The 20,936-nt window shown below is 65.7% G+C and carries 25 protein-coding genes; 3 read left to right on the top strand and 22 right to left on the bottom strand.

Annotated features, from left to right (window positions below):
- Nucleotides 1-623, bottom strand: a 623-nt coding sequence (locus tag HZR81_RS15420) for a TraI domain-containing protein (RefSeq protein ID WP_500128616.1), incomplete at its 3' end; no start/stop codon positions are given.
- Nucleotides 624-714: 91 nt separating this feature from the next.
- Between HZR81_RS15420 and HZR81_RS15415 the strand changes: the two genes are divergently transcribed.
- Genes HZR81_RS15415 through HZR81_RS15405 form a run of 3 tightly spaced genes read left to right on the top strand, consistent with a single transcriptional unit; the run spans nucleotide 715 to nucleotide 1,892 of the window.
- A complete protein-coding gene (locus HZR81_RS15415) occupies nucleotides 715-1,032 on the top strand; it encodes a type II toxin-antitoxin system PrlF family antitoxin (protein WP_014596084.1) in 318 nt (105 codons plus the stop codon).
- Nucleotides 1,032-1,490, top strand: coding sequence for a type II toxin-antitoxin system YhaV family toxin (locus HZR81_RS15410; RefSeq protein ID WP_500128615.1), 459 nt, complete (start codon nucleotides 1,032-1,034; stop codon nucleotides 1,488-1,490). Before HZR81_RS15415 ends, HZR81_RS15410 begins: the two co-directional genes overlap by 1 nt.
- A 27-nt stretch (nucleotides 1,491-1,517) precedes the next feature.
- Nucleotides 1,518-1,892 (top strand): DUF3742 family protein, encoded by a 375-nt coding sequence (locus HZR81_RS15405; RefSeq protein ID WP_014596086.1) that lies wholly within the window; start codon nucleotides 1,518-1,520, stop codon nucleotides 1,890-1,892.
- Nucleotides 1,893-1,911: 19 nt separating this feature from the next.
- Here the strand turns inward: HZR81_RS15405 and HZR81_RS15400 are convergent, their stop codons facing one another.
- The 21 genes from HZR81_RS15400 to HZR81_RS15300 form a co-directional block, all read right to left on the bottom strand.
- Complete coding sequence (locus tag HZR81_RS15400) at nucleotides 1,912-3,429, bottom strand: conjugal transfer protein TraG N-terminal domain-containing protein (RefSeq protein WP_014596087.1); 1,518 nt, start codon at nucleotides 3,427-3,429, stop codon at nucleotides 1,912-1,914.
- A gap of 12 nt (nucleotides 3,430-3,441) precedes the next feature.
- Nucleotides 3,442-3,813 carry a hypothetical protein gene (locus HZR81_RS15395; RefSeq protein WP_014596088.1) on the bottom strand — a complete coding sequence of 124 codons (372 nt, stop codon included), beginning with the start codon at nucleotides 3,811-3,813 and terminating at the stop codon, nucleotides 3,442-3,444.
- Nucleotides 3,810-5,216 (bottom strand): integrating conjugative element protein, encoded by a 1,407-nt coding sequence (locus HZR81_RS15390; protein WP_008266424.1) that lies wholly within the window; start codon nucleotides 5,214-5,216, stop codon nucleotides 3,810-3,812. The genes HZR81_RS15395 and HZR81_RS15390 overlap by 4 nt, the downstream gene beginning before the upstream one ends.
- A 10-nt stretch (nucleotides 5,217-5,226) precedes the next feature.
- The gene (locus HZR81_RS15385; protein ID WP_014596090.1) at nucleotides 5,227-6,174 is read right to left on the bottom strand and encodes a TIGR03756 family integrating conjugative element protein; all 948 of its coding nucleotides are present in this window, start codon (nucleotides 6,172-6,174) and stop codon (nucleotides 5,227-5,229) included.
- Nucleotides 6,171-6,617, bottom strand: a complete 447-nt coding sequence (locus HZR81_RS15380; protein ID WP_008266034.1) for a TIGR03757 family integrating conjugative element protein — start codon at nucleotides 6,615-6,617, stop codon at nucleotides 6,171-6,173. Before HZR81_RS15380 ends, HZR81_RS15385 begins: the two co-directional genes overlap by 4 nt.
- Before the next feature lie 164 nt (nucleotides 6,618-6,781).
- Entirely contained in the window at nucleotides 6,782-7,276 is a 495-nt protein-coding gene (locus HZR81_RS15375; RefSeq protein ID WP_500128614.1) for a JAB domain-containing protein, read from the bottom strand.
- Nucleotides 7,277-7,454: 178 nt separating this feature from the next.
- Nucleotides 7,455-8,219: a DsbA family protein gene (locus tag HZR81_RS15370; protein WP_014596091.1), complete on the bottom strand. Its 765-nt coding sequence runs from the start codon at nucleotides 8,217-8,219 to the stop codon at nucleotides 7,455-7,457.
- A gap of 15 nt (nucleotides 8,220-8,234) precedes the next feature.
- Nucleotides 8,235-11,144: a conjugative transfer ATPase gene (locus HZR81_RS15365; RefSeq protein WP_014596092.1), complete on the bottom strand. Its 2,910-nt coding sequence runs from the start codon at nucleotides 11,142-11,144 to the stop codon at nucleotides 8,235-8,237.
- Nucleotides 11,144-11,593 carry a TIGR03751 family conjugal transfer lipoprotein gene (locus tag HZR81_RS15360; RefSeq protein ID WP_012205987.1) on the bottom strand — a complete coding sequence of 150 codons (450 nt, stop codon included), beginning with the start codon at nucleotides 11,591-11,593 and terminating at the stop codon, nucleotides 11,144-11,146. The genes HZR81_RS15365 and HZR81_RS15360 overlap by 1 nt, the downstream gene beginning before the upstream one ends.
- The gene (locus HZR81_RS15355; protein ID WP_012205986.1) at nucleotides 11,574-12,983 is read right to left on the bottom strand and encodes a TIGR03752 family integrating conjugative element protein; all 1,410 of its coding nucleotides are present in this window, start codon (nucleotides 12,981-12,983) and stop codon (nucleotides 11,574-11,576) included. The genes HZR81_RS15360 and HZR81_RS15355 overlap by 20 nt, the downstream gene beginning before the upstream one ends.
- Nucleotides 12,973-13,902 (bottom strand): TIGR03749 family integrating conjugative element protein, encoded by a 930-nt coding sequence (locus HZR81_RS15350; protein WP_026383919.1) that lies wholly within the window; start codon nucleotides 13,900-13,902, stop codon nucleotides 12,973-12,975. The genes HZR81_RS15355 and HZR81_RS15350 overlap by 11 nt, the downstream gene beginning before the upstream one ends.
- Before the next feature lie 5 nt (nucleotides 13,903-13,907).
- Nucleotides 13,908-14,600: a PFL_4703 family integrating conjugative element protein gene (locus HZR81_RS15345; protein WP_014596095.1), complete on the bottom strand. Its 693-nt coding sequence runs from the start codon at nucleotides 14,598-14,600 to the stop codon at nucleotides 13,908-13,910.
- Entirely contained in the window at nucleotides 14,597-15,007 is a 411-nt protein-coding gene (locus HZR81_RS15340; protein WP_023124764.1) for a TIGR03750 family conjugal transfer protein, read from the bottom strand. The genes HZR81_RS15345 and HZR81_RS15340 overlap by 4 nt, the downstream gene beginning before the upstream one ends.
- A gap of 13 nt (nucleotides 15,008-15,020) precedes the next feature.
- The gene (locus tag HZR81_RS15335) at nucleotides 15,021-15,380 is read right to left on the bottom strand and encodes a TIGR03745 family integrating conjugative element membrane protein (RefSeq protein WP_500128613.1); all 360 of its coding nucleotides are present in this window, start codon (nucleotides 15,378-15,380) and stop codon (nucleotides 15,021-15,023) included.
- 16 nt (nucleotides 15,381-15,396) lie between these two features.
- On the bottom strand, nucleotides 15,397-15,630 hold the full coding sequence (locus HZR81_RS15330; protein WP_014596097.1) for a TIGR03758 family integrating conjugative element protein: 234 nt from the start codon (nucleotides 15,628-15,630) through the stop codon (nucleotides 15,397-15,399).
- Nucleotides 15,627-16,010: an integrative conjugative element protein, RAQPRD family gene (locus tag HZR81_RS15325; protein ID WP_012251136.1), complete on the bottom strand. Its 384-nt coding sequence runs from the start codon at nucleotides 16,008-16,010 to the stop codon at nucleotides 15,627-15,629. Before HZR81_RS15325 ends, HZR81_RS15330 begins: the two co-directional genes overlap by 4 nt.
- 98 nt (nucleotides 16,011-16,108) lie before the next feature.
- Nucleotides 16,109-16,870, bottom strand: coding sequence for a TIGR03747 family integrating conjugative element membrane protein (locus HZR81_RS15320; RefSeq protein ID WP_012205979.1), 762 nt, complete (start codon nucleotides 16,868-16,870; stop codon nucleotides 16,109-16,111).
- Nucleotides 16,867-19,050 carry a type IV conjugative transfer system coupling protein TraD gene (gene traD / locus HZR81_RS15315; RefSeq protein WP_014596099.1) on the bottom strand — a complete coding sequence of 728 codons (2,184 nt, stop codon included), beginning with the start codon at nucleotides 19,048-19,050 and terminating at the stop codon, nucleotides 16,867-16,869. The genes HZR81_RS15320 and traD overlap by 4 nt, the downstream gene beginning before the upstream one ends.
- Before the next feature lie 4 nt (nucleotides 19,051-19,054).
- On the bottom strand, nucleotides 19,055-19,603 hold the full coding sequence (locus HZR81_RS15310) for an integrating conjugative element protein (protein ID WP_014596100.1): 549 nt from the start codon (nucleotides 19,601-19,603) through the stop codon (nucleotides 19,055-19,057).
- Entirely contained in the window at nucleotides 19,600-20,205 is a 606-nt protein-coding gene (locus tag HZR81_RS15305) for a transglycosylase SLT domain-containing protein (protein WP_500128612.1), read from the bottom strand. The genes HZR81_RS15310 and HZR81_RS15305 overlap by 4 nt, the downstream gene beginning before the upstream one ends.
- Nucleotides 20,187-20,924: a TIGR03759 family integrating conjugative element protein gene (locus HZR81_RS15300; RefSeq protein ID WP_012205975.1), complete on the bottom strand. Its 738-nt coding sequence runs from the start codon at nucleotides 20,922-20,924 to the stop codon at nucleotides 20,187-20,189. The genes HZR81_RS15305 and HZR81_RS15300 overlap by 19 nt, the downstream gene beginning before the upstream one ends.
- Nucleotides 20,925-20,936: the final 12 nt, after the last annotated feature.

The following is a 20,936-nucleotide window of genomic DNA, read 5'->3' as shown; positions in this document are numbered from 1 at the left end:
GCGTAGGCGACGGCAGCGGTCCAGGCTTCGGCTTGCGCAGCCTGATCCTCGGGGTTGGCGCCGATGGGCAGCAGATGAGACTGGCGCAGCTTCAGGCTGTAGGCGACGATTTCCAGGCCGTGGTCGAGCATGCCGCCTGGGTAGGCATGGTGATGTGCTTCGGATGCAGGGAAAGTCTGAACCAACTCGGCATAACGTTCCATCGGCGTGCGGTACAGCGCGGCGAACTGCTTGCGCGAGAGCGAGGTGCGCTGCCAGATGTGTTCCAGCAGCTTCTGCCGGCGCGGTGTCGCCAGCAGCGATGCGGCCGATTCCGGTTGCAGCAGCCCTTTCGGGAGATCGGTGACGGGTGCAGGCGACGGAGCGGCAGCGACCGGAGGCCGTTTCCGCTGGAACAGAGAGAGCATGTGGGTGTCCTGGTGGCGGGCAAGCGGGCGGCCTTTTCGCCTTTTCGGGTAGGGCCTTTCCCCTTGCACCCCATTCCCTTGCCGTTTCGGCCCTTTGGCCTTTAGAAGCCTTTGGATATAGAGCGGTGAGCATTGGTTGTCCACCGTCAATGCGGGTATGGCGGGGCCGGATTGATGCAGGAAGGCTGGCTGTTCCCACCCTACGATGAGATTCATTGTTGGATGCTGGAGGACCCCGGTGAGACCTTTCATTGACGAGGTAAGGATATTTCCTTACAATACGGGCATTGCGATCAAGAGAGCCGCCATGCCTGCCATTCACGAAGTTGCCACGCTGACCTCCAAAGGCCAGATCACGCTACCCAAGTCCATCCGACAGGCACTTGGGGCCGATACCGGCAGCAAGCTTGCGTTCGAGCTTCGTGGCAGTGAGGTCGTCGTGACCCGCGCCGATGCCGAGCACGAGGACCCGGCCATTGCCGCGTTTCTGACCTTGCTGGCCCGCGACATTGAAGCGGGTCGGAATGTGCGCGGCCTGCCCGAGAATCTGGCTCGCACAATGCTGGAGCACGCGGGGCACAAGGTGGACCTGGGCGATGATTTCGATGAGGACGTGGAAATCTGATGCAACAGCATGGCTGGACACTGCTGTTCCACGACAACCTGATCGAGCAGTTGATGAAGCTGCGCGCGGCTGTGCTGCGCGCCCAAGGCAACGACCCGGAAGGGTTCGGATCGAACGCCAACGTCAAGTTCTTCCGGGCCTTGACCCAGTTGATACAAGACGTGATACCGAGTGACCCGGCGTGCGATGAGTACCGGCAAGGCAACACCATGGGGCCGGCATATCGCCACTGGCGGCGGGCCAAGCTCGGAAGGCGATACCGGCTGTTCTTCCGCTACGACTCGAAGGCGAAGGTCATCGTGTACGCCTGGGTCAACGATGAACAGACCCTGCGGTCTTCGGGAAGCAAATCAGACCCGTATGCCGTGTTCGAGAAGATGCTCGGGCGCGGGAATCCGCCGGACGAATGGAGCGCATTGGTACAGGCAAGCAAGCAGGATTGGAGCAAACTGGAGTAGTGATTTCACATATAGCAGGTGACGACCATGAACACGACGACCCGCATCAGCACCGCAGAACGCCTCGGCCGTAGCTTTGGCCGTGGATGGCGCGCCTATGCGCGTGGCGAACGGCGGGCGTCGAGCTGGTTGGTGTACAGGGGCGTGCCGGTAGTTGGTGCCACCGTGCTGTTGTGGGTGGTCAAGCTGGCCGTGCTCGGTGTACTGCTCTATTCCGCGTTCTGGCTGGCACTGCTGTTGGTTTGTGTCGTGGCTGTGGGATGGGCAGCAAATCAGAGCCATTCAGACGAAGAGTTCCATTTGCAGTTTCCTACCACCTTGGAAGAACTTCGAGAGACACCGGGTTATGACCCGAATCTCTACAACGACACATCTCATGAGATGTACAAGGATGATGACTGACACTCGGCTTGAGCGTGCGTCACTTCAACTTCCTTGACATTGCGCCAGCTCCTTTTCCACCGGCAGCGCCTGCGTCCCTCGTACCTGCTGAGAAACTGTTTGCGATCGTTCCAGCGCGGATTCCGGCCCAGGTCAGCGCACCGATCCAAAAGGTGGGCAGCACGATGAACATCGTCCCCATAACGAAGTTCAACAACAGGTCGCCAAAGGCGTTGTTCAGCCCCACCAGTGGATCGAAGTTGGCGTGTGGCCGGTTCCAGCCGAAGCCCCAGCCATAAAGCGCATCGAGGATGGTGCTGTCGATCCAGCGCGCGAGCTGGAACCAGAAATCGACGAAGAACAGCGCGAACTGCAAGACGCTCACGGTAACGACCGTCTTCAAGTCATAGGTGCCCACAACCAGCACCAGCGGGATGCAGATGACCAGCGCCATCTTGAGCAAGCCGAGCACCATGGGCAGCGCTTGGCGCACCACGTCCATGGCGGGAAACGCGGCAATCGCGCCGACAGCCATGCCGACGTCGCCCGTGGCCCGCGTCACGATGTTTGGCAGGGTCTTGTCGATTTGGCCGCCGTAGTCCGTATAGACGTTGCCCTGGTTCAGTTTCTGCTGCCGCGGCGAGGCGATGGTGCGGATTACCGAGTCGTCCACCTCGGCTCGGCTCAGAAAGCCGGCCCAGCCCGCCAGGCGATTCAGCAGGCTTGGGTCTACCTGCCCCAGCAGGCGTGCGCGCAGGCCATTGCTGCCATCGGCCCACCACTGCCTGCAGGACGGATAGCCGCCACCGCTGGCCACCTGCGCAAGCCCGGCATCACGGTTGCTGTCGTAGGGCCAGTCATCGCGTGGTGTGCTGGAGCGATAGCTGTCGTAGTAGCCGCCGGTGTCCGTGAAGAAGCGCGAGCCGATCCAGGTCACGTCGTGCATTTGTGTCTCATCGAGGTCCGGGCGCTGCATGAAGAGCTTGGCGCGTGCCGGTCCGTAGCAGTCCCGCGAGAAATCCGCCACTTCCTGAGCCAATACCGGGTCGTCGATGCGCGTCGCGTCGATCTCCATGCGCATCTGCCGCAAGTCGGTGCCGCAGGGAATCGCCGCCACAGAGGCACCGGTCACTGCTCGCGAGAGTGTGTGCATAAAGGCCCACCAGACGGGCACCTTCGCCGACTGGTTGTTGATAGTGCTGAAGGACTGCGACCAGCCGGTATCGGTGGGCTGCGGCACGCTGACTTGGCATTGGGCCGAGCGCGAGCTGTCGTAGCGGATGGTGTTGAGATCCACGTCGATGAATGGGATGCCGGCGAACATCACCACCACGATGGCGACGAACACCCGGTTCTCAATGCGCGCAGCCGAGAGCACGCCCTTGTTGCCTTCGTCGGCGCCCTCCGCACGGGCCTTCAGCCATTCCTGCACGATGATGGCAATGAAAGGCAGCGCGAATACGCCGCTCGCCACCAGCACGGCCCAGATGCCGTTATGGACGATCCACGACACCAGCGTCAGGTAGTACTCCAAGTAGTCGGTGGTGAAAAGCGTCATGTCCTCGCCCCTTCAAGCGGCCTGCATCAACAGGCTGGCTTCCAGCGCCACAATGGCGGCGACGCCGGCGATCTCGCTGCGCAGCAGGCGCCGTCGCGCCTGCCTATCAGCCCCGCGTTGGGCCTCACGCGCCAGCAGCCGGCGGCGCATCCAGACCCAGCCGTAGGCTGTCGCGCCGTACAGGCACATCCGCCACACTAGAAAGTAGCCTGCCGTGGCCGCCAGCCACCGCTCCCAGTTGGCAACGCTGCCGACGAGATAAATGCCGACGATGTTGGCGCCCACAGCGGCGGCAACGAGCAACACCGTCCACAGCAGCGCCTTCATCGCGCGCCGGTTGAACAGCCAGCGCGGGCGCAGCCAGCTGGCACGCGACGGGTTCATGGGTTGCCTCCCGGATTGCCCTTCTGGAGCCGGTCGAGGCGGTCGGGAATGGGATCGCCTTCGTAGATGCCACGTGAGCCAGCCGCGCGTGTGCCATGGCGCTGGATGATGGCCATGGGCGAGTTGTTCGCCAGCTCGCGGCGCAGCTCCAGCTCGGTCTTGAGGTTGCGGATTTCCTGGTCGAGCGTGTCGCTCTCGTGGTTCACGGCCTCGACCGCCAACTGGTTCGCCGCGACGTTGGGCTCCTTCTTGCCGGTCAGCAGGGTGCGCTGGAGCAGCAATGCCTTCTCCAGCACCGACGCCAGCGCGACCTCCGAGGCCAGGCGCCGCGCCAGCAGGTCTTGATCCGGCTCGTCGCGCAGCGCCTCGATGACGCCGCGTGTGATGGGCAGCGAGGTGCTGCCAGCCGCACGCAGGTTCTCGAAGGTGGTGTTGCGCGTTCCCGAGACCAGTTCCTGCAAGGCTTCCAGCTTTGCCTCGTACTCCTCCTGGATCAGCGGCGTCAGCCCGACGCCGGGCACCGTTTCGGTCTTGGTGCAGGCATCGCAAGTGCGCTGCACCTGTTCGCCGAGAACCCGTGTGGCCCATTCGGTCGCCTGCTGTGGCGAGGTCCAGGTCTGGCAAGACAGACTCGCGCAACTGGCGGCAGCGATGGACGATGTGTCGGTCACGCTGCGGCCGTTGACCAGGTTGTAGCCTGCGCGGGTGACGTCGCCGACCACGCGGATGGCCGACTGGCCTGCGCCGCCCGCATTGCTACCACCCACCCAAGGCACGCCGTCGTTGCCGCGGCGCGTCTCCGCCTGTTCAATTGCCGACACGGCATCCGTGCTCGACACCGCATCGCGCAGTGCCATGCCTTCGGCCATCTGGCTCCAGCCGAGTTGTCCGCCCGCCGTGTCGGCCATCTTCTCGGCCATGGCACGGCAGGTCAGCTTGGAGCGGTCGAAATCCAGGCGCGCCTGCAGCACGCCGTTGGTCAGCAGGTTGTACAGGCCGGGATCGGCGCGCTGGATGATCAGCGCAGGCAGCGATGCCACCGCGCTGGTGGCGCTCTGGATCACGTTGCTCATGATCTGCTGAAAGCCGTTGGTGACGCCGTTGAGCTGGTTGCGCAGCGTGGTCTGGATGCTCATGTCGCCGCAGATCAGGTTGCTGTTCCAGCCCACGCCAACGCCGATCGAGCGCATGCCGGCCGCGCGGCCCATGGACACCGCGCTGCCGCCGCCAATCGAATACATCACTTCGTCGCCGATCACGGAGCCGCCGGTCTGAAATCCGGCCTGCGCCCACGCCAGGCCGCCGCCAAGAACGAGTGCGCCAGCCAGCAGCCCAGCCAATACCGTGGGACGCAGCAGGCGGCACGCCTTGGTGGAGAGGTTTGTCAGTTCAGGACGCTTCATCGCCGTACCCTCATTGGAAATCGACGCTGCCGAGGAATACCTGGCCGCGACGTTCGCAGCACGCATAGGGCCGCCACAGCGCCCAGGCGTAATCGCCCTGCTGCGCCTGGGTCAGGAAGCCGCTGCGCGGGAACACCGTGCAGGACGAGGACAGGACGGGCGTGAGTTCCTGCCACTTGCCCGTCGAGGCATCGCCTTCCATCAGCGCGCCGGCAGGCCAGTAACCGGGCCGCGAGTTGGCGAGCAGCGGCTGATAGACGTGAATCTGCCCACGGCGCGTGACGACATCGCCGGCGCGCTGGGCCACCACGGCGCCGGCCTTGTGGTCGTCGGCCTGGTGCAGGAAGCCGCCGCGCGGATAGACGTTGCCCCACAGGTTCATCGTGGTGCGCGCGCCGACCTCGCGCCTGCCCGGAATTAGTGCCTCCGGGTAGGCCATATCCGGCACGTTGTAGCGCCAGGCCAGTGTGTCCAGGGTGCTGAGCAGATACGGCATGAACGCCGTGCCCGCGCCCTCGCAGAAGTAGCCCGACGATGAGACGAACTGGTTGAACACCTCGACGCCGGGATGGCCGATGACGTCCGCGTTCTTGAACTTGGCGAGATTGTTTTCGTGGTCTTCGTTGGTGGTGCCGTCCCCGCCGGCCTGCGCGGATGGGTTGGGCGCGCTCATCGCCCGGACTTCGACCCAAGGGTTCTCGCCGGTGTTGCTGTAGCTGGAGACGACCGCATCGGGGATGTAGTGGCGGACCTTGATGGATGTGCGCACCGTGCAGCCCGTCCAGGTGCAGTAGAGCCAGTAGCAGATGCCGACGACGCGGTATTCGAGGCAGTCCGGCGATGCCACTGAGCCAACGATGGTTGCGGTGTTGAGGGCGTAGCTGCCCGTGGCGCTGAGCAGCAGCACTGAGACCACGCCAGCACGCAGGCGGCGCATCCGCTCGAAGGGTCGGGTCATGGCTGCGGCCTCCGGTGCTGCTCGATGCGCGCGACGGCACGGGCCACGTCCGGCTCGCCATAGACCACGTAACGCTGATCCACCACGACCGCCGGGATGCTGGTGACGCCCAGGCTCCATGCGTCGGCGACGCCCTGGTATGCGGAAGCAATGCGGCGCTGGAGGTCGGCACCGCCGTTGTTCAGACGGCGCTTGACGATGGCCGTGGCCTGCTCAGGATCGGCGGGCAGCTGTGCGGAAAGCTCGGCTTCGATGCGCGGGCCTTCATCCAACTCGATCAACCGCTCGCCACCCATGGTCTTGACCGGGTGGCGGCTGTCGGTGACGACCACCACATCGGCGGCGAAGGTGGCTGGGCTGAAAACGGCCAAGGATGCCGGCAGTGCAACGGCCAGGCCAAGGGTTCGCCAGCCGGATGCGAAGCGGAATAAAGATGCTGGCATGTCGCGTGCCCTGGAAGTTGATCAGAGCCATAGTCGAACGCGAACCCGCTGCCGCCCCAACAAACAATGCGCATCGCGGGCACCCCGCATACCTGTTCGGTGCTGCCGCATGGAAAAAAGCGGAGGCCGAAGCCCCCGCTGTGATCAGTGAACCACGGGCCTTCCTACAAAAGACCAGACTCGGCGAACGAGTACGGTATGCCCTGACCTATCACGAAATGGTCAAGTACCCGCACGTCGATAAGTGCCAAGGCCGTCTTCAACTGCTCGGTCAGCAAGCGATCCGCATTGGATGGCTCGGTGGTGCCCGAGGGGTGCTGATGGGCGAAGATGACCGCAGCGGCGTTCAGTTGCAAAGCGCGTTGCAGCACGACACGCGGATAAACCGAGGTCGCATTGATCGTTCCATGGAACATCGGCTCCACGGCCAGCACGTCGTGCATGCTGTTCATGAACACGACGACGAATATCTCATTGGGCTCGGCGACCAGCTTCAAGCGAAGGTAGTCCCTGACCGCAGCGGGCCGTTCAAGACGTGGCCCTGCTTTGAAAACCCGTCGCTCCAGCAACACGATGGCTTGCTGGACGATCCAGTCCTCGTTCTGAACAGAAATATCGGAAAGCGACTCCAGGCAGGAGTCATTGATGACGACAGACATGGCGAACCTCCAGGCAGGGAAATCGGAGGGCGCACATGCCCCTGGAGGGCAGGCCCTCCAGGGAATGGAACAAGGTGCATCCATCACCGCAGCAGCGGTGATCGTTCGCGGCCAGGATGCGGGGCGAACGGGTAGCGGTCAGCGCAGCGTGCTGCGCCGTAGCCTCAATGACCGCGGGCTACCTGGGCATGTCGCCGACGACGTCGGCAGGCATTTCCGTAGTGGGTGAAACGACCGAATCCTCAGCTGCCAGCATGTCCATGGCCGACAGCAGTGCATCGCCTTCGATAGGCCCCTGCAGCAGGATCGCCTGGCTGGTCTGGCGATCGTGTAGTCGCAGGGATGGCGTCGCGGTCACGCCGCCCTTGGTGGCTTCCTCGGCCTGAGCGCGAATCAACGTTTCGGGCCGCTCGCTGGCCAAACACTGCTCGACGGCTGGGTTTAGGCCGGGATAGCGCAGGCCCTCGGGCAAGCCCAGGCCGTCACTGCGCGTGTGCGCATAGACCCATTCAATGGCCTGCCAAAAGGCCACATGCCCGCCACTTTCGGCGGCGCACTCGGCCAGGCGTGCCTCGGCAGAGGCGGCCGGTTCGTGCGCGGCCAGCGGCTGGTGCTGCCATTGCAGGGCTACGTCCGCGTTGGCGCCCACCCAGCGTTTGAGTTGCGGAAAGTACTCCCGGCAGAACGGACATTCGAGGTCGGCATAGAGCGTCAGCGTGAACCGGCCCTGCGCGTTGCCCATTTGCCAGGGCGGCCCGGCCACCTGCGCGGTACTGACCGGCGCGGGAGCCAACGACGCGGGTTCGCTGGGTGCGCGGGACACGAGCCAGATCAGCAGCAGCGCGATCAATCCAGCGGCCAAGAACCAGGGCCAGCGCTTGCGCGAGCGCCGATGGCGGAGCGCCTGGACTGGCATCGGAATGGAAGGATGTTTCGGTTTCACGGCAGTCTCCGGCGGCTATTGCGGCAGGCCCAAGGCCGGCGACTCGATGCCGCGCGCCTGGTCGATCTTCTCGGCCACCTTGAAGGCCGCGTCGAGTTCACTGATGCCGTGCTGTTGCATGAGTTGGTAACGCTCGGCTTTCTCCTCGGGTTCGGTCTGCGCAAGCGCGAGATAGAGGCTCGGTGGCACGGCCCGAAACAGCACTTCCAGGCTCTTGGAGAGGATGACGCCCTCGGTGAACTTCCCGGCTTCCTTGCGCGCCGAAAGCATCAGCGCCTTCTGCGCAGGCGAGAGTTCGCGGAAGCGGGCGATCTTCTCCACCTCATCGGGTGGCATCGACAGGCAGATCCACCACTCGATCATGTTGAGCATGGGCTCTGCGGCGCGCGGCAGATCGTCGATGTTTTGTGTGGCGAGCCAGAACCAGGCCCCCAGCTTGCGCCACATCTTGGTGATCTTCACCACGTAGGGGGCGAGCAGCGGGTTCTTGGTGATGATGTGCCCTTCGTCGGTGACGTTGATGATCGGGCGGCCCAGGTACTGATCGCGCTCGGCAATGTTGTTCACCGTGCTGATCAGGCTTATGTAGGCAATGGAGAGCTGCGCGTTGTAGCCCTCGCGGGCATAGGTCGCCAGATCGACCAGGGTGATGTCGGCCTCGGGCCACGGCGAACCGTCGCGGTCGAACATTTCACCGTCCGTGCCTTGGCAGAACATGTCCATGGCGTCGGCCATCTCCAGCAGTCGCACACGCCGCATTTCCGGCAGCGTCGGGTCCTGGCTGCGCGTGCGCAGCGCATTGCGCACATCGCGCGTGAGCACGGTGCGCTTCTCGCCATCCTTGCTGTGGCAGTGTTCTGCGGCATCGAGGATGCACTGACGGATCAGCGAGCGGTCGGCCCGCGTCATCCGGGCTTCTTCCTTGTCTTCGCCACCGGTGATCATCAGCCTCGCGGTGATCTCCAATTCGCCCAGTACGTCGCGCTGCTCATCTGCCTCCATGGCCACAGCATCGGGCGGCAGGTCTTCGTCCAGGGCATCGGCGTCGAGCGTCTGCACGTCGCTGGGCGTCTCGATCAGCCGGCGCGCATCCGCGAACGGCGCCAGGGTAACGACCGAGCCCGGCGCGAGCTTGACCCGGTTCACGGTCAGGCCCAGGCGCCGGGCAAAGTCGCTGAACAAGCCAAAGCTGTTGCCGGCCTCGACAATGAACAGGCGGGGTCGGTAGATCGCCGTGACCTGATTCAAGAGGTTGTTGAGGGTCGCCGACTTGCCCGAACCCGTCGGGCCGAACAGGAACAGGTGGGCGTTCATCTGCCGGTCCAGGCGGTTGAGCGGGTCGAAGGTGATCGGCCCGCCGCCGCGGTTGAACATCGTGATGCCGGGGTGCCCCGTACCCTGGGCGCGGCCCCACACCGGCGAGAGGTTCGCCGCGTGCTGGGCGAACATCAGTTGGGTGTACCACTTGCGCCGATCCTGGCCGGGGTTGTAGCAGCACGGCAGCCAGCGCAGGTAGCTGTTGAGCGGTGCCACCTCGTCGTCCTCGCGCACCGGCTGCAGGCCAGCGTTGAGCATGACGTTCGCCAGATCCAGGCCGCGTCGGTCCAGTTCCGCCTCATCGCGCCCGCGCAGGTAGAACGCCAGCGTGCCGCGATAGAGCTTGTGCGCGCTGCCGATCAGGGAACGGGCTTCATGCACGTCCTTGAGCGTCTGCTCCGACGCCAGGGTTTCGCCGACCGCTTTCTTGGCCAGGTGGTTCAAGTCCGCCTCAAGGACATCCTGCGGCGTGGCGACCATCGTCAGGCAAAGGGTGGTGTCCTCGGGCATCTGGTCGAACAGCGTGTTGATGGCATCGCCTTTGCGTGTCTCGCCGGTCAGGTGCCCTGTGCCCGGCGGCATGCGCAGGCGGTCGGTGATCAGCACGCGGTGCGGCAGGCCGTCGAAATGCCAGGTGCCCTGCGCCACGTCGGAGCGCGGCTGGCCGAAGAACAGCCGCTGGCTGAAATCCCGCCCGCTCGCCAATTCGATCTCGCCGTCTTCGCCGGCCTCCGTACTGTCGGGGTAGCGCGCCAGCGCATAGAAGCGCTCCCTGTCTTCGGCCCCAGGCCCAAGCAACGTGGGACGCGGGTTGAACCAGCGCAGCAGCCAGTCGTGAACATCCGCAGCCACCATGCGCCGGGCCTGAATGCCGGCGTTCGCCAGTCCGCCGCACAGGCGGTCGCAAACGATATTGAGCATCTGCTCGGGCGTCTGCCCGCGGCGGCTGTTTTGCCCTTGGCCGGTCACGCGGCGATAGACCACCATGCGCACACGCCGGGTCTGGCCGCGCCAGCGCAGCCGTGTGACCACCGTGTCCTCGAACAGACCGCCCGGCTTGGCCACCGCGCGCAGGTGATGGCCGAAGAAGCGCAGGTAGAACTCGGTGAACGCCGTCTCACGGGCGCGCGGCTGCACATAGTCGCGCAGGGTTTGCATGTACTGGTCGAAACTGGGCTCGTCCTGAGCGTAGAGCTGCAGCACCCAGGGGTTCTCATCCAGTTCATCGAAACTGTCCTGCAGCGCGTTTTCCAAGGCATCGCGGGCCTGCGCGAGCCAGCCAGGTTCCCGGCCTTCGGTGCCCAGCGGCACCAGCTCGTAGAACGCCGCCACCGATTGCCCGTCCTCCAGCAACATGGCTTTCGACTGCGCCAGGAACTCCACCCAGGGCAGCAGTTCCACGAACGACGGCGCGACCTCGTACAGCGCCTGCTCGTCTGCCAGGGTCGCCGGCCTGCGGCCTTGCACCGCCGTGCCGGGTTCGGGGATGCCGACCTGGCGCAGTGCCTCGACGTGGCGTTGCCAGCCGTCCGGCTGCTCGTCGTCGTCAGCATCGGATGCGGCCAGCTTCGGCGCGGTCGGCTTCGGTCTGGGGAGTTTCCAGCGCATCAGTAATCCTCCACGCGCTCGCCTGGCATGGCGTACTGCACGCGCTGGTACAGCGGGAACACGGTCGTATAGCCCGGAATCGGCACTGGGTCGGTGCCCGCCAAATGCGGATACACGTACATCACGAGATCGGGGTTGGGCAGGCGCTGGAACTGGCGGTAGACCTCGTTGCGCGCCGTGCGCGTGTAGCGCATCTGCTCGGCAGGCGCGGCCTGCACGTCCATCTCGGTCAGCGGCCTGCGCAGGCTCTGGCGCGCATCGAGCAACTGCCTGCGCGCTACCTGGCCGGCACCACCGCCGCCGTCGCCGGCGTTCTGCTGCCAGATGTTCATCATCGTGCTGTCGCCGTGGGTCAGCAGCTTTTCCTTGCTGGTGGCGCAGCCACCGAGCAGCGCGACGGCCAAGGCCAGCGCCAGGCCCTGAGCCCAGCTATTCAAGTTCGAGGGCATGGCTTTCTCCTGCGCGGTGATCGACCTTGCGGCCTTCGGGATCGAAGTCGATGGCGAGCGGCTTTTCGAGGTGGACGGCGACCTTGGCACCGGGCTGCACATAAACGGCAGCGAAGGCCTGGCCGTAGAGCTTGTTGACCCAGCTCGACATGTCCTGGACGCCGCTGGCGAGAATCCGGCCCACGGCTTCCTGGCCGCTGATGCCCACGCTGCCGATGGAGCCGTCGGCGCCGACATAGGACGCCCTGCCACTGTCGGATTCGATCAGCGAGGCCACGCCAGCCCCAGCCGCCGTGATCAGCGCCTGGGTGCCGAGGTACTGCTGCGCATTGCTGCGCCGCTCGCCGCTGACACAGGGAATGCCGTGCGGGTCGCTGATCCAGCCCAGGCCGTCGCGTTGTTGGTTGTTCTGCTGGTTGCCCTCACGATCCTCGGGGATGGTGCGGATGGTCCCGTCATGGAACACGAAGGTGATGCTGCGCACCTGGCCGCGCACGCAGGAGAGCGTCCAGTCGCCCGATGCGGTGCCGGAGAACACGGCCCCGGCCACATCGGGAATGTCGATGCCGTTCGCGGTCAAATTGTCAGGCCCGACCAAGACCTTGAAGGGGTATGGATCGTTCACCGTGCCGTCGATCGGCACGCGGCCAATCAGCGCCGTCATCGCCACCGACCCCATCAGCGTCGAGTTGGTCGGCACGGTATAGACGGGCGTCGGGCTCTTGACGCCTGCCGCGCGTGCGCCCGCGTTCGCCACGGTTTGCGCTGTGGTTTCCAGCGTGCTCTGTGCGGAACCGAAGCTGGTGGGGAAGCTTATGCCGCCATTCGACCTGCCACGCCCGTCGCTTTGTTTCGCGTCATCCGGCTCCACCCAGCGCATACCGCCTTCCATGCCGGCCTCGTCGCCGTCACGCAGGCCCAGCCCCACCGGCAAATCGGCATGGCCGCCGCCACGCCCGCCGATGCTGTCCAGGCGCTGCTGCAGGTCAGCGAGCAGCCCCTCGGTCTGCTGGCGCGCGCTGGCCGCCTGCTGTTGGTCGCGGCGCAGGTTGGAGCGCTCGGATTCGAGGGCGGAACTGATGCGTTGGTCGATGGCGTTCTCGCGCTGGCGCAGTCGCTGGTTCTCCTCACGCTGCGACCTGTTGTCGGACAGCGCGGTCTGAAGCTCGGTGCGCAACTGCTTCACCTGGGCAACCAGCGTCGCCACGGTGTCGCGCGGGGTGTCACCCTCGATGCCCAGCGCCTTCATTTCTTCCGGCGTAAGCCTGCCGCCGCCATCCGCGACAGGCGGTGCCGACGCACCGCCACCGGAAAACAGCCGAATGGCGACAAACAGCACCAGCAGGGCCACGGGGATCAGCAGCCACTTCAGGAGTCCGTTACTGCGCATGGCGGGCCTCCCTGTCGTCGCTGGCTGCTGCTTTGGGCTGCGGGAGATGCACAGCGGGGTCGAAGCGATGGATCGCCGGCAGCAGCGATTGCGCGAGGCCGTGCCCGCGCGTCACCAGGTACAGGACGGTGGTGTCCTCGGGGGTTCCGCGCGGGCCAAGCGCCTCGTGCTGGAAGGTGGCGGTGAGGAAATCCCCTTGCAGCACGCGCGGGTCGAGGCTGATCCAGTCGCTGCTACTGTTGGTCAGGCGCACGGCAGTGACCCACTGGTCTTCCAGGCGCCACGAGGCGAGCGCGACCGCGCGTGCCGGCAAGGTCGGCATCAGCGTGCCGAGGTCGAGGTCGCGGCGCAGGTTGACCCGCATGACGCCTGGCAAGGCTTCCACGGTGCGCAGCGGTGCGTAGAGGTTCTGCGCAGCAAAACGTGTCAGCACGACGGGGATTGGCGTTTCGCGCCGCGCCGTCCGGGTGCCCGCCTGCTCCTGAGCGCGTGCATGGGGCGCATCGGCACCGTCAGGCTGATCGCCATAGCGCGCTGTTGAGTTGTTGCCCTCGACGATTCGCACCGGTTCCAGCTCGGCTTCGCCGTCCTTGGGCGGCTCCGCCGCAATGTCGAGCAGGATCAGCGCGCCGGTGTCGGCGTCCTGCAATTGCAGCCGAGTGGGCTCGATCGGCTCGCTGGCGCGCAGGTACACCGCGCCGCCCGCGCTCTGCACGCGCAAGCGCTCACCGACGCCTGCGGGAACGCCCACGCGGACGTTTCGGTCGATGAACACGATGCGCTCCTGGCCGACCTTCAACGGCACCGCCAGCGGCATGCGCTCCCAACGCAGGATCTCCACCGCCTGGACAGCGGGGGACACGACCACTGCGGCGGCCACGGCCAGCAGCCCCAGCAGCGCGAGTACAGGATGCTTCATGGGCTTCATGAGGAATTACCTCCTTGAGGCGCTTGCGGCGTCAGGCCACCAGGCACCGGGCGCGTCGGCTCCGGTGCGCTGATGCGCTGGGGCGTGCCCTCGTAGCAGTCGATCACCAGGCCGAACGGGTTGCGTGCGGGATCGACGTCCACCCGCGCGACCTTTACGGGGTAGCGCACCAGGGCGCGTTTGACCTGCTCGGCGCCGTAGTACTCGTCGGCGCTGATGTCCAACGTCACCACCCAGTCGCGGTCGGAGATCACACGCACGCGCGCCGTGGGGTTGTCGCCATAGCTGCGACCGGGGATTTCGTAGATGCCGCGCACCCGCTGGCGCAGTTCGCCGGTGCTGCGGCGGTAGTCGTAGTCCGCCTTGAGGAATGCCTGGCAGGACGGGGTGAGGTACGGCGAGAGCGTATGGAGGTTGCGCGGGTAATCTTCTTCGCCATTCGTCGGCCAGCGGTTGAGGGTCTGGAACACGTAGAACGTGAACGCATAGACCGACTCGGGCGGCACTTCCCACCACTTGCGGGTACTGCCGGAGCGTAGGTCAGGCGGGACGTGGATGGTCAGATCGCGCGGTGCGCTCCACCAGCCGCCGCCCATGACCAGGGCGACGATGACCAGCGCACCCGCGCCGAGGCGCAGCGTCTTGATGTGCGCCTGCAGGTGGGTGATCTCGTTCTTGAAACGGCTCATCGCGCGCCCCCGTGCATGCCCCTGCGGATGGTCCAGAAGCCGGAGCGCGAGATCAGCACATGGCCGCCCACCCAACCGGCCATCAGCGGATGGCGCGTGGCAATGCGCCACTGCAACTGCCGGTACAGCCAGGTGTCGGGACGCCCACGCTTGAGACGGCGCAGGATGCCGCCGCCGATGAAAACGCCCAGCGCCACGCCCAGGACAACGAAGGTCGGCGCGATGGCAATGGTGCGTAACACCCAGGACAGCGGCGCGCCAACCACCAGGCCGGCAGCGCCGGACAGGCCGCAGCAAATCCACAACTCATCGGCAGTGAGGCCGCGCACGACCACCGGGTGCCTGTTGAGCCGGTGTGGAAGGAACGTGACTGTCCCATCGGCACGGACATGCTGTTGCTCGGACATAGCCCGTCCTCGCTTACAGGATGCCGGTGGCTTCGGTGAGCAGCCAGATGCCGATCACGAGCAGGACGGCGCCGATGGCGACCGTGAGACCGAACTGCCCCCAAGTCTTGCGACCGGTGTGGATTTCCGCGTAGGTGCCGTAGGCGTGGTAGCACACGCCAATGAACATCGACGCCACCACCAGGAGGGCCACGAGCATGATGATGTCGTAGCCGTAGTTCCTGATTGTTTCCATGATGCCGCTGCCGGCGCCGCGGGTCGGGTTTTCCAGCTGCGGCAGACCTTGCGCAAACGACAGCGCGGGCAGCGCGGCGGCACCCAGGACGACGGCGGCGCGTTGGACAAAACGAGTAGTGAGGATGCGGTTTGGCATGGTCAATCCCTTCAGGTCAGGAGAGGAGGAAGAACGTCATGACGAGGTACATCGCGACGAAGCGGATGCAGACGCCGAGGAACTGGCGTTGGTTGAGGCGGTTCTCGGCCCACCCCACGTAGGCCGTTCGGATGGCCCAGACGCCCCAGGCGAGCAGAACCGCAAACACGATGCCGACCAGAACGGTCGCCATCGCGGACGGCGCGATACCGCTGTTGGCTTGAAATGCCGAGACCTGGGCGCCGTTCATGGTCTGCCCTGCGCAGTCGTCGGCAGCGATGGCGGGGCGGTCCGCTCGGTGCGGTACTCACCAGCCAGTTCGGAGAGGTCGCGTGGCTGGGCGCGCGACGGTGTGAGATGGGCCTGGATGCCGGCGCGCACACGCGCCAGATCAGCCAGCAGTCGTGGGTAATCGAAGTGGTAGCGCTCGCCCGGCTGGATGGGTGCGTGTGCAGCGCCATCCGCGATGGTGCGCTCCAGCGCGTCGAGCTGGCGTAGCGCGGCAACCAGCTCCTGGCGCTGTGCCGGGGATTCGGCCAAGGCAACCGGGAACTGACCCATCAGCAGGGCCGTCACGAGAAAAGTGGGCACGCCGCGATGCGCGGCGCGCAGCCAGATCGGAGCCAACATCGCGCCATTCCTGTGTGATAAGCAATGGCTTGATCGTGGCGATCAAAGGCGTATCAGGCCGCAAACAATAAGAACCTGCGGATGACCGGATTGATGGCCTAGAGGTACTTCTTGAAGCTCCCTGCAGTCAGGCTCACGGCCAGCCCCAGCAAGCCGGCGCTGGGCAGCAGGATCAGCAGCGGATGCACCGAGATCGGCAGCGCCAGGTACGTGACCCAGGGCAGCACGGCCAGCGGCATCAGGCTCGCTTTCGCTCGGTGATAGATAAAGCCGGATTCCCGGCCTGCGCCGAACCGGCGCACATCCCGCCGTACCAAACCGTCGATCAGGCCGACGAAAGCGGCCGTGAAGATCAGCGGCAGCGTGAGCGCCAGGACCAGCAGGCGCACGAGGAAAGTAAGCGTCGTGAAGGCTGCGGCGATCAGGTAGCTCTCCGTCCAGACATAGACCTGGCTGATGAAGTAGCGGAAGTTGCGCCCTCCGTCCTGGTTTTTCCCCTGGCTGGGCGCGCGGGCGCGCTCGGCGGTCTGGCTCATGCGCTCCAGGAGCCCTGATCGCACGAACACCCATTCATAACCCGTGTCCACCAGCTCGTGCGCCGTTCGCCCCGGCTCCTGCACGACCACGCTGCGCGTGAAATGCTTGGACAGGTGCCCCAGCTCGTACTGCAACATTTGCTGGGAGTGCTGCCAGCCCTGGTCTTTCCAGAACAGGTGCATGCCGATGCACTCCATCAGGATCGAGAACAGCAGCGAGCCGACCAGCACCCCGAGCAGCCGGAGCGGCAAGGTGATGGTGCCGACGATCAAGCCCTGGCGGCGGTTCTGCTCGCGCTGCGCAGTCGAGGCGGCATCGCTCATGGCGCGGCCTCTTCGCTGGCCGTGTCGCCCGTGCCGGTGATGGGTGTGGCGATGGCCGTCTCATCGAGCAGATCGTCCGGCAAGGCCGCGTCCTGCAAGACCGGGGAGCTGGTGAACTCCCACCACTGCGTGGCCTCGCTGTAGCTCTGGCGCATGTGCCCGGCCAGTTGCTGCAAGTCCGCCGGCATCACTTCATCCGGGTCTGGCGCCGGCAACGGCATACGCACCTTCCAAAGCTGACCGCCCTGCAGCAGCGCGAAGCACTGGCCTTTGGGCAGGCCGACGATGTGCGATGGCTCGATCATCGGCACGCTGGACATGCTGATGCGGTCTTGGGTGTTTGACGTAAAGTCTGTCGCTCCACGAATATCGGAGCTGTCGGTCGCGCCGCTGACGATGGTGGTCGTATAGACCTCGACCTTCGGCAATTGCCGGGTCAGCAATTCAGCGGTAGCCGTCTCGCGCACGCGCAGCATGAACAGGTTGTTGAAGTTGCCGATCACCTGACCGGCCTTCGCGCGGTTGCCAATGCGTGCTTCGATGTCCGAGAGCGTCTGTGTGTACGCGGTGACTTGCAGGCCAGCGCCGCCGCCCTTGTTGATCAGCGGGATGAACTCGTCGCCCATCAACTCGTTGAACTCATCGGCATGGACGTTGATCGGCACGCGCGAGCCAGCCGATGCGCCCGGCAGGCCGTCGTCGATCCCGTGCTTGTAGATGTGGCCGGCGACCGAAACCAGGTCGGAGAACATGGAATTGCCGACTGCGGCGGCGACCTCGGCGTCGGACAGCGCATCGAGGCCGACATAGACCACGGCGCGCTTTCGGATGACCTGCATCCAATCGAAGATCGGGCGTGGGTCGGCCAGGTCGGAGTAGTTCGGGGCCAGAAGCTGGGCGATCTTGCCGCTGGTGAGCTTCTCCAGCAGCGGCAGCAGCGATGCGACGATCTTGTCGAAGTAGGTCTTGTCGTAGCGCACTGCCGAGCGCAGGCCGTCGAGCACCGGGTCGTAGTTGCGCGCCTGCGAGAGGTACTGCTCCAGCGCCACCACGCGCTTTTCGCGCCCGATCATGTTGCGCGGGATGTTCTTCTCGTTGAGCTTGGCCTCGATCTGGACGATGACCTCCCAGGCCTTGGGCTCGGTCTTGGCGAAGTAGTGTTGGGCGTACTCGATGAACAGCGCGTCGATGTTGATCACATGGCGCTGGATCAGCATGTAGTCCGGGCGCTGCCCCAGTTCCACCAGGGCGCGGGCGATGATGTTGACGAAGCGCCACGCAAACTCGCGAAATGCCGCGCTGTTGCCTTCCCCGGAGAGCTGCCCTGCAACACGGGTGGCCACCTCGCTGATGCGCCCAAAGCGGCCCACAGCGTTGTAGCGCGCGGAAATGTCGGGCCAGCCCAAGTGGAAGACATAGAACTCGCCCTCGCGCCCCGCGCGCTTGGCCTCGACGTACACTCGCTTCAAAAGATCGGCGTCGCCCTTGGGGTCGATGACGATGACGACCTCGTGCTCGCCGTCGGCGTTCTTGCGCCGGATGTCCTGAGTCACGAACAACTCGGCCAACCGCGTCTTGCCCACGCGCGTGGTGCCCAGCACCAGCGAATGCCCGACGCGCTCACCCAGCGGTAGGCTGACGTCCACCTCATCGGGTTCGATGCCGTGCAGGCGCGGCAGGCCGCCCACAGGCGGCAGCGGGCGCACCGGGTTGAAAGGCACATCCCAGCCCGTGAGCGCAGGTAGCCGGGACAGCGGGAATGGCGCGAACTCCAGCCGTTCCTCCAGCCTGCGCGCCAGCCGGTAGGCCGGCGTCAGCTCGACGTAGCGGCGAAATTCCGGTCTGTATGTCTGCATCAGCCGATGGGTATGTTTCTGCTCCCACAGAAATCCGCGTCCCACGAACAGACGCTGCTGGCTGACCGGCACGTCCTTGCTGGTCATCACATAGCGCGGCAAGCGGCGAATGTTGCGTCGGTAGCGCAGGATGACGCGGGCATCGCGGTAGCGGATGGCACCGTAGATGCAGAACGCCAGCGCACTGCCGACGCCCATGGCGGGGCTCAGCGCGAGCGACCACGGGGCCACCAGGGACAGAAACGCGGCGCCTGCACACGCCGCGACGGTATAGAACTCCACCGCTGGGCGCAGCAGAACCTCGACCGGCTGTTTCCCCGACATGGCTTCATTGCTCGATGCCGGTGGCTGTGATCAGCACCGGGTAATGCCGCAGACCCAGGCGCTCGGCCAGGTCGTCACCGGCCACAGGCGCAAGGGGCACGCCGGGCACCAGGGCGCGCAGCCGTGCCAGGCCCTGCATGGTCTCGACGTTAACCACCAGGCCCACCGCGCCGCGCTCGCGCAGCGAGCCCGCCTGGCGAAGCAGCCAGGCGTGGGAAGCTTCGTCGTCGCCGACGACTACGAAAGGCCGCAGGCCCGGTGCCTCGATCACGCGCCGCGCGACGGTGCCAGGCGTGAGCTTGGCACTGCGCACCGGCAACATCGCGGCCTCATCCATGGGCGTGGCGGGCACCGGGAGCATCGGGATGGGCGGCCCGGCCGGAGCATTGGCGCGCGGCTGAAGGTTCAGAGCCTCGTAGTACGGCAGCGCCGACGTGCCGCCACGGTCTTCGACGACGATCAGGGGCTCTCCGGCGCGCGAGGCCAGTGGCAGAGCCGCCAGCAGCACGAGCAGGCCCTTCAGTGTGAGATGGGTCAAATGGGATGTTTTCATGGGGTGCTCTCCTGGTGCACGGCGATGGCCGCGGCGGTTGGGTGTGTGCCCTGCACACGGGCAAGGTGGCGCGACACGCTGCGCCGGTAACGAGCCGCAGGTTCTCCGCCCGCAGGACGGTGGTAGCGACCGATCGCCGGCAACCAGTCCTCGCCCGAGGTGTGCTGCTCTTTCAGGATTTCAGCGGCGATGGCGAGGTTGCTGTATGGGTCGAGCAGGTCGCACGGGCTGGCGTAGCGCTGCTGGTGGTAGCCGAGGTTGATCTGGCCCAGGCCCGCGTCGATGCGTGTGTGCGGCGTGGCGCGCATTGCCTGCTGCAAACCAGCGCAGGCGTCGGCACGGGTGGTGAAGCGGCGCGACTGACCGGCGACGTTGAGGGACCACGGCCACGGGACGATGCGCCCGTTGCGGCGGATGCCGCTTTCCTGCAAAGCCACGGCGTAGAGCACCGTCGAGGGGATGCCCGCGCGCTGTGCGGCAAGCTGGTAAGCCGGTGGCGGAAGCTCCTGGGCATGGGCGGCGCAGGCGCACAGGCCCGCCGCGATCACCAGTGCGCGCAAGCACTGCGAAACGGAGGTGACCGCTATGGCTGGCGCTGCCATTGACCGTTCACCTCGCGCACGACCGCAGGAAGGTCTCCGGGCAAGCTCAGCGACAGCCACCGCCCGCCATCATGGTTGAGCGTGATGCCACCGCTGCGCACGCGCGCCGGATCGACGTTCGCACGCTTGGCCCAGTCGCGGATGCGCGTGTCGTCTTGGCGGCTGCCGACCATGTACAGGTCGAACTCGGTGCCGGAGGATTGCAGGCGCTGCACGAGTTGCCCGCAGGCCGCGCAGCCGTCCTTGACGAACACGGCCGTGCGGCCTGAACCGCGCAAGGGATTGGCGCTTGTGCCGGCGCCGGGTTTTTCGTCAGGCAGGTTCACCCGCTGCATGCCGGGACTCAGGCGCTGCCAGGCCTGGTCGTAGGCACGCTGGTAGGCGAGCAGCTTCTCGATACGGCGCGCCTCGACCTGCACCTGCAGCTCTGCGTAGCGGCGCCGTTCCTCGTCGGTGCGCGCCTCGATGCCCAGGGCGGACAGTGGGTCCAGGTTGGGCGAGTAGATGCCCAACGGCCCGTCCATCAGCTCGCGATAGCGAGCCCACTCCTGCGGTTGCAGGCCCCAGTCGCCTGCCACTCGGTCGTCCAGGGAGCGAGTAACCAGCGGGCGCTCCTGGCTGTGCGCACTGCCGGCGGGAGCCGTGGCCGGCTGCTGCGCCCAGGCGGGCAACTGGGCAGACGCGAGCAGGAGCGCGGAAAGGATGATCGACGGTTTCATGTCGTGCGCTCC

It is taken from the genome of Pseudomonas sp. LM13, from assembly GCF_041381355.1.
GTDB lineage: Bacteria > Pseudomonadota > Gammaproteobacteria > Pseudomonadales > Pseudomonadaceae > Stutzerimonas > Stutzerimonas frequens.
This window is presented reverse-complemented; position numbering and strand designations above follow the sequence as displayed.

What these genes read in the sequence shown, in the direction of transcription:
- HZR81_RS15415 (WP_014596084.1), top strand. Translation starts at nt 715, where the DNA reads ATGCCTGCCATTCACGAAGTTGCCACGCTGACCTCCAAAGGCCAGATC.
- HZR81_RS15410 (WP_500128615.1), top strand. Translation starts at nt 1,032, where the DNA reads ATGCAACAGCATGGCTGGACACTGCTGTTCCACGACAACCTGATCGAG.
- HZR81_RS15405 (WP_014596086.1), top strand. Translation starts at nt 1,518, where the DNA reads ATGAACACGACGACCCGCATCAGCACCGCAGAACGCCTCGGCCGTAGC.
- HZR81_RS15400 (WP_014596087.1), bottom strand. Translation starts at nt 3,429, where the DNA reads ATGACGCTTTTCACCACCGACTACTTGGAGTACTACCTGACGCTGGTG.
- HZR81_RS15395 (WP_014596088.1), bottom strand. Translation starts at nt 3,813, where the DNA reads ATGAACCCGTCGCGTGCCAGCTGGCTGCGCCCGCGCTGGCTGTTCAAC.
- HZR81_RS15390 (WP_008266424.1), bottom strand. Translation starts at nt 5,216, where the DNA reads ATGAAGCGTCCTGAACTGACAAACCTCTCCACCAAGGCGTGCCGCCTG.
- HZR81_RS15385 (WP_014596090.1), bottom strand. Translation starts at nt 6,174, where the DNA reads ATGACCCGACCCTTCGAGCGGATGCGCCGCCTGCGTGCTGGCGTGGTC.
- HZR81_RS15380 (WP_008266034.1), bottom strand. Translation starts at nt 6,617, where the DNA reads ATGCCAGCATCTTTATTCCGCTTCGCATCCGGCTGGCGAACCCTTGGC.
- HZR81_RS15375 (WP_500128614.1), bottom strand. Translation starts at nt 7,276, where the DNA reads ATGTCTGTCGTCATCAATGACTCCTGCCTGGAGTCGCTTTCCGATATT.
- HZR81_RS15365 (WP_014596092.1), bottom strand. Translation starts at nt 11,144, where the DNA reads ATGCGCTGGAAACTCCCCAGACCGAAGCCGACCGCGCCGAAGCTGGCC.
- HZR81_RS15360 (WP_012205987.1), bottom strand. Translation starts at nt 11,593, where the DNA reads ATGCCCTCGAACTTGAATAGCTGGGCTCAGGGCCTGGCGCTGGCCTTG.
- HZR81_RS15355 (WP_012205986.1), bottom strand. Translation starts at nt 12,983, where the DNA reads ATGCGCAGTAACGGACTCCTGAAGTGGCTGCTGATCCCCGTGGCCCTG.
- HZR81_RS15350 (WP_026383919.1), bottom strand. Translation starts at nt 13,902, where the DNA reads ATGAAGCATCCTGTACTCGCGCTGCTGGGGCTGCTGGCCGTGGCCGCC.
- HZR81_RS15345 (WP_014596095.1), bottom strand. Translation starts at nt 14,600, where the DNA reads ATGAGCCGTTTCAAGAACGAGATCACCCACCTGCAGGCGCACATCAAG.
- HZR81_RS15340 (WP_023124764.1), bottom strand. Translation starts at nt 15,007, where the DNA reads ATGTCCGAGCAACAGCATGTCCGTGCCGATGGGACAGTCACGTTCCTT.
- HZR81_RS15335 (WP_500128613.1), bottom strand. Translation starts at nt 15,380, where the DNA reads ATGCCAAACCGCATCCTCACTACTCGTTTTGTCCAACGCGCCGCCGTC.
- HZR81_RS15330 (WP_014596097.1), bottom strand. Translation starts at nt 15,630, where the DNA reads ATGAACGGCGCCCAGGTCTCGGCATTTCAAGCCAACAGCGGTATCGCG.
- HZR81_RS15325 (WP_012251136.1), bottom strand. Translation starts at nt 16,010, where the DNA reads ATGTTGGCTCCGATCTGGCTGCGCGCCGCGCATCGCGGCGTGCCCACT.
- HZR81_RS15320 (WP_012205979.1), bottom strand. Translation starts at nt 16,870, where the DNA reads ATGAGCGATGCCGCCTCGACTGCGCAGCGCGAGCAGAACCGCCGCCAG.
- traD (WP_014596099.1), bottom strand. Translation starts at nt 19,050, where the DNA reads ATGTCGGGGAAACAGCCGGTCGAGGTTCTGCTGCGCCCAGCGGTGGAG.
- HZR81_RS15310 (WP_014596100.1), bottom strand. Translation starts at nt 19,603, where the DNA reads ATGAAAACATCCCATTTGACCCATCTCACACTGAAGGGCCTGCTCGTG.
- HZR81_RS15305 (WP_500128612.1), bottom strand. Translation starts at nt 20,205, where the DNA reads ATGGCAGCGCCAGCCATAGCGGTCACCTCCGTTTCGCAGTGCTTGCGC.
- HZR81_RS15300 (WP_012205975.1), bottom strand. Translation starts at nt 20,924, where the DNA reads ATGAAACCGTCGATCATCCTTTCCGCGCTCCTGCTCGCGTCTGCCCAG.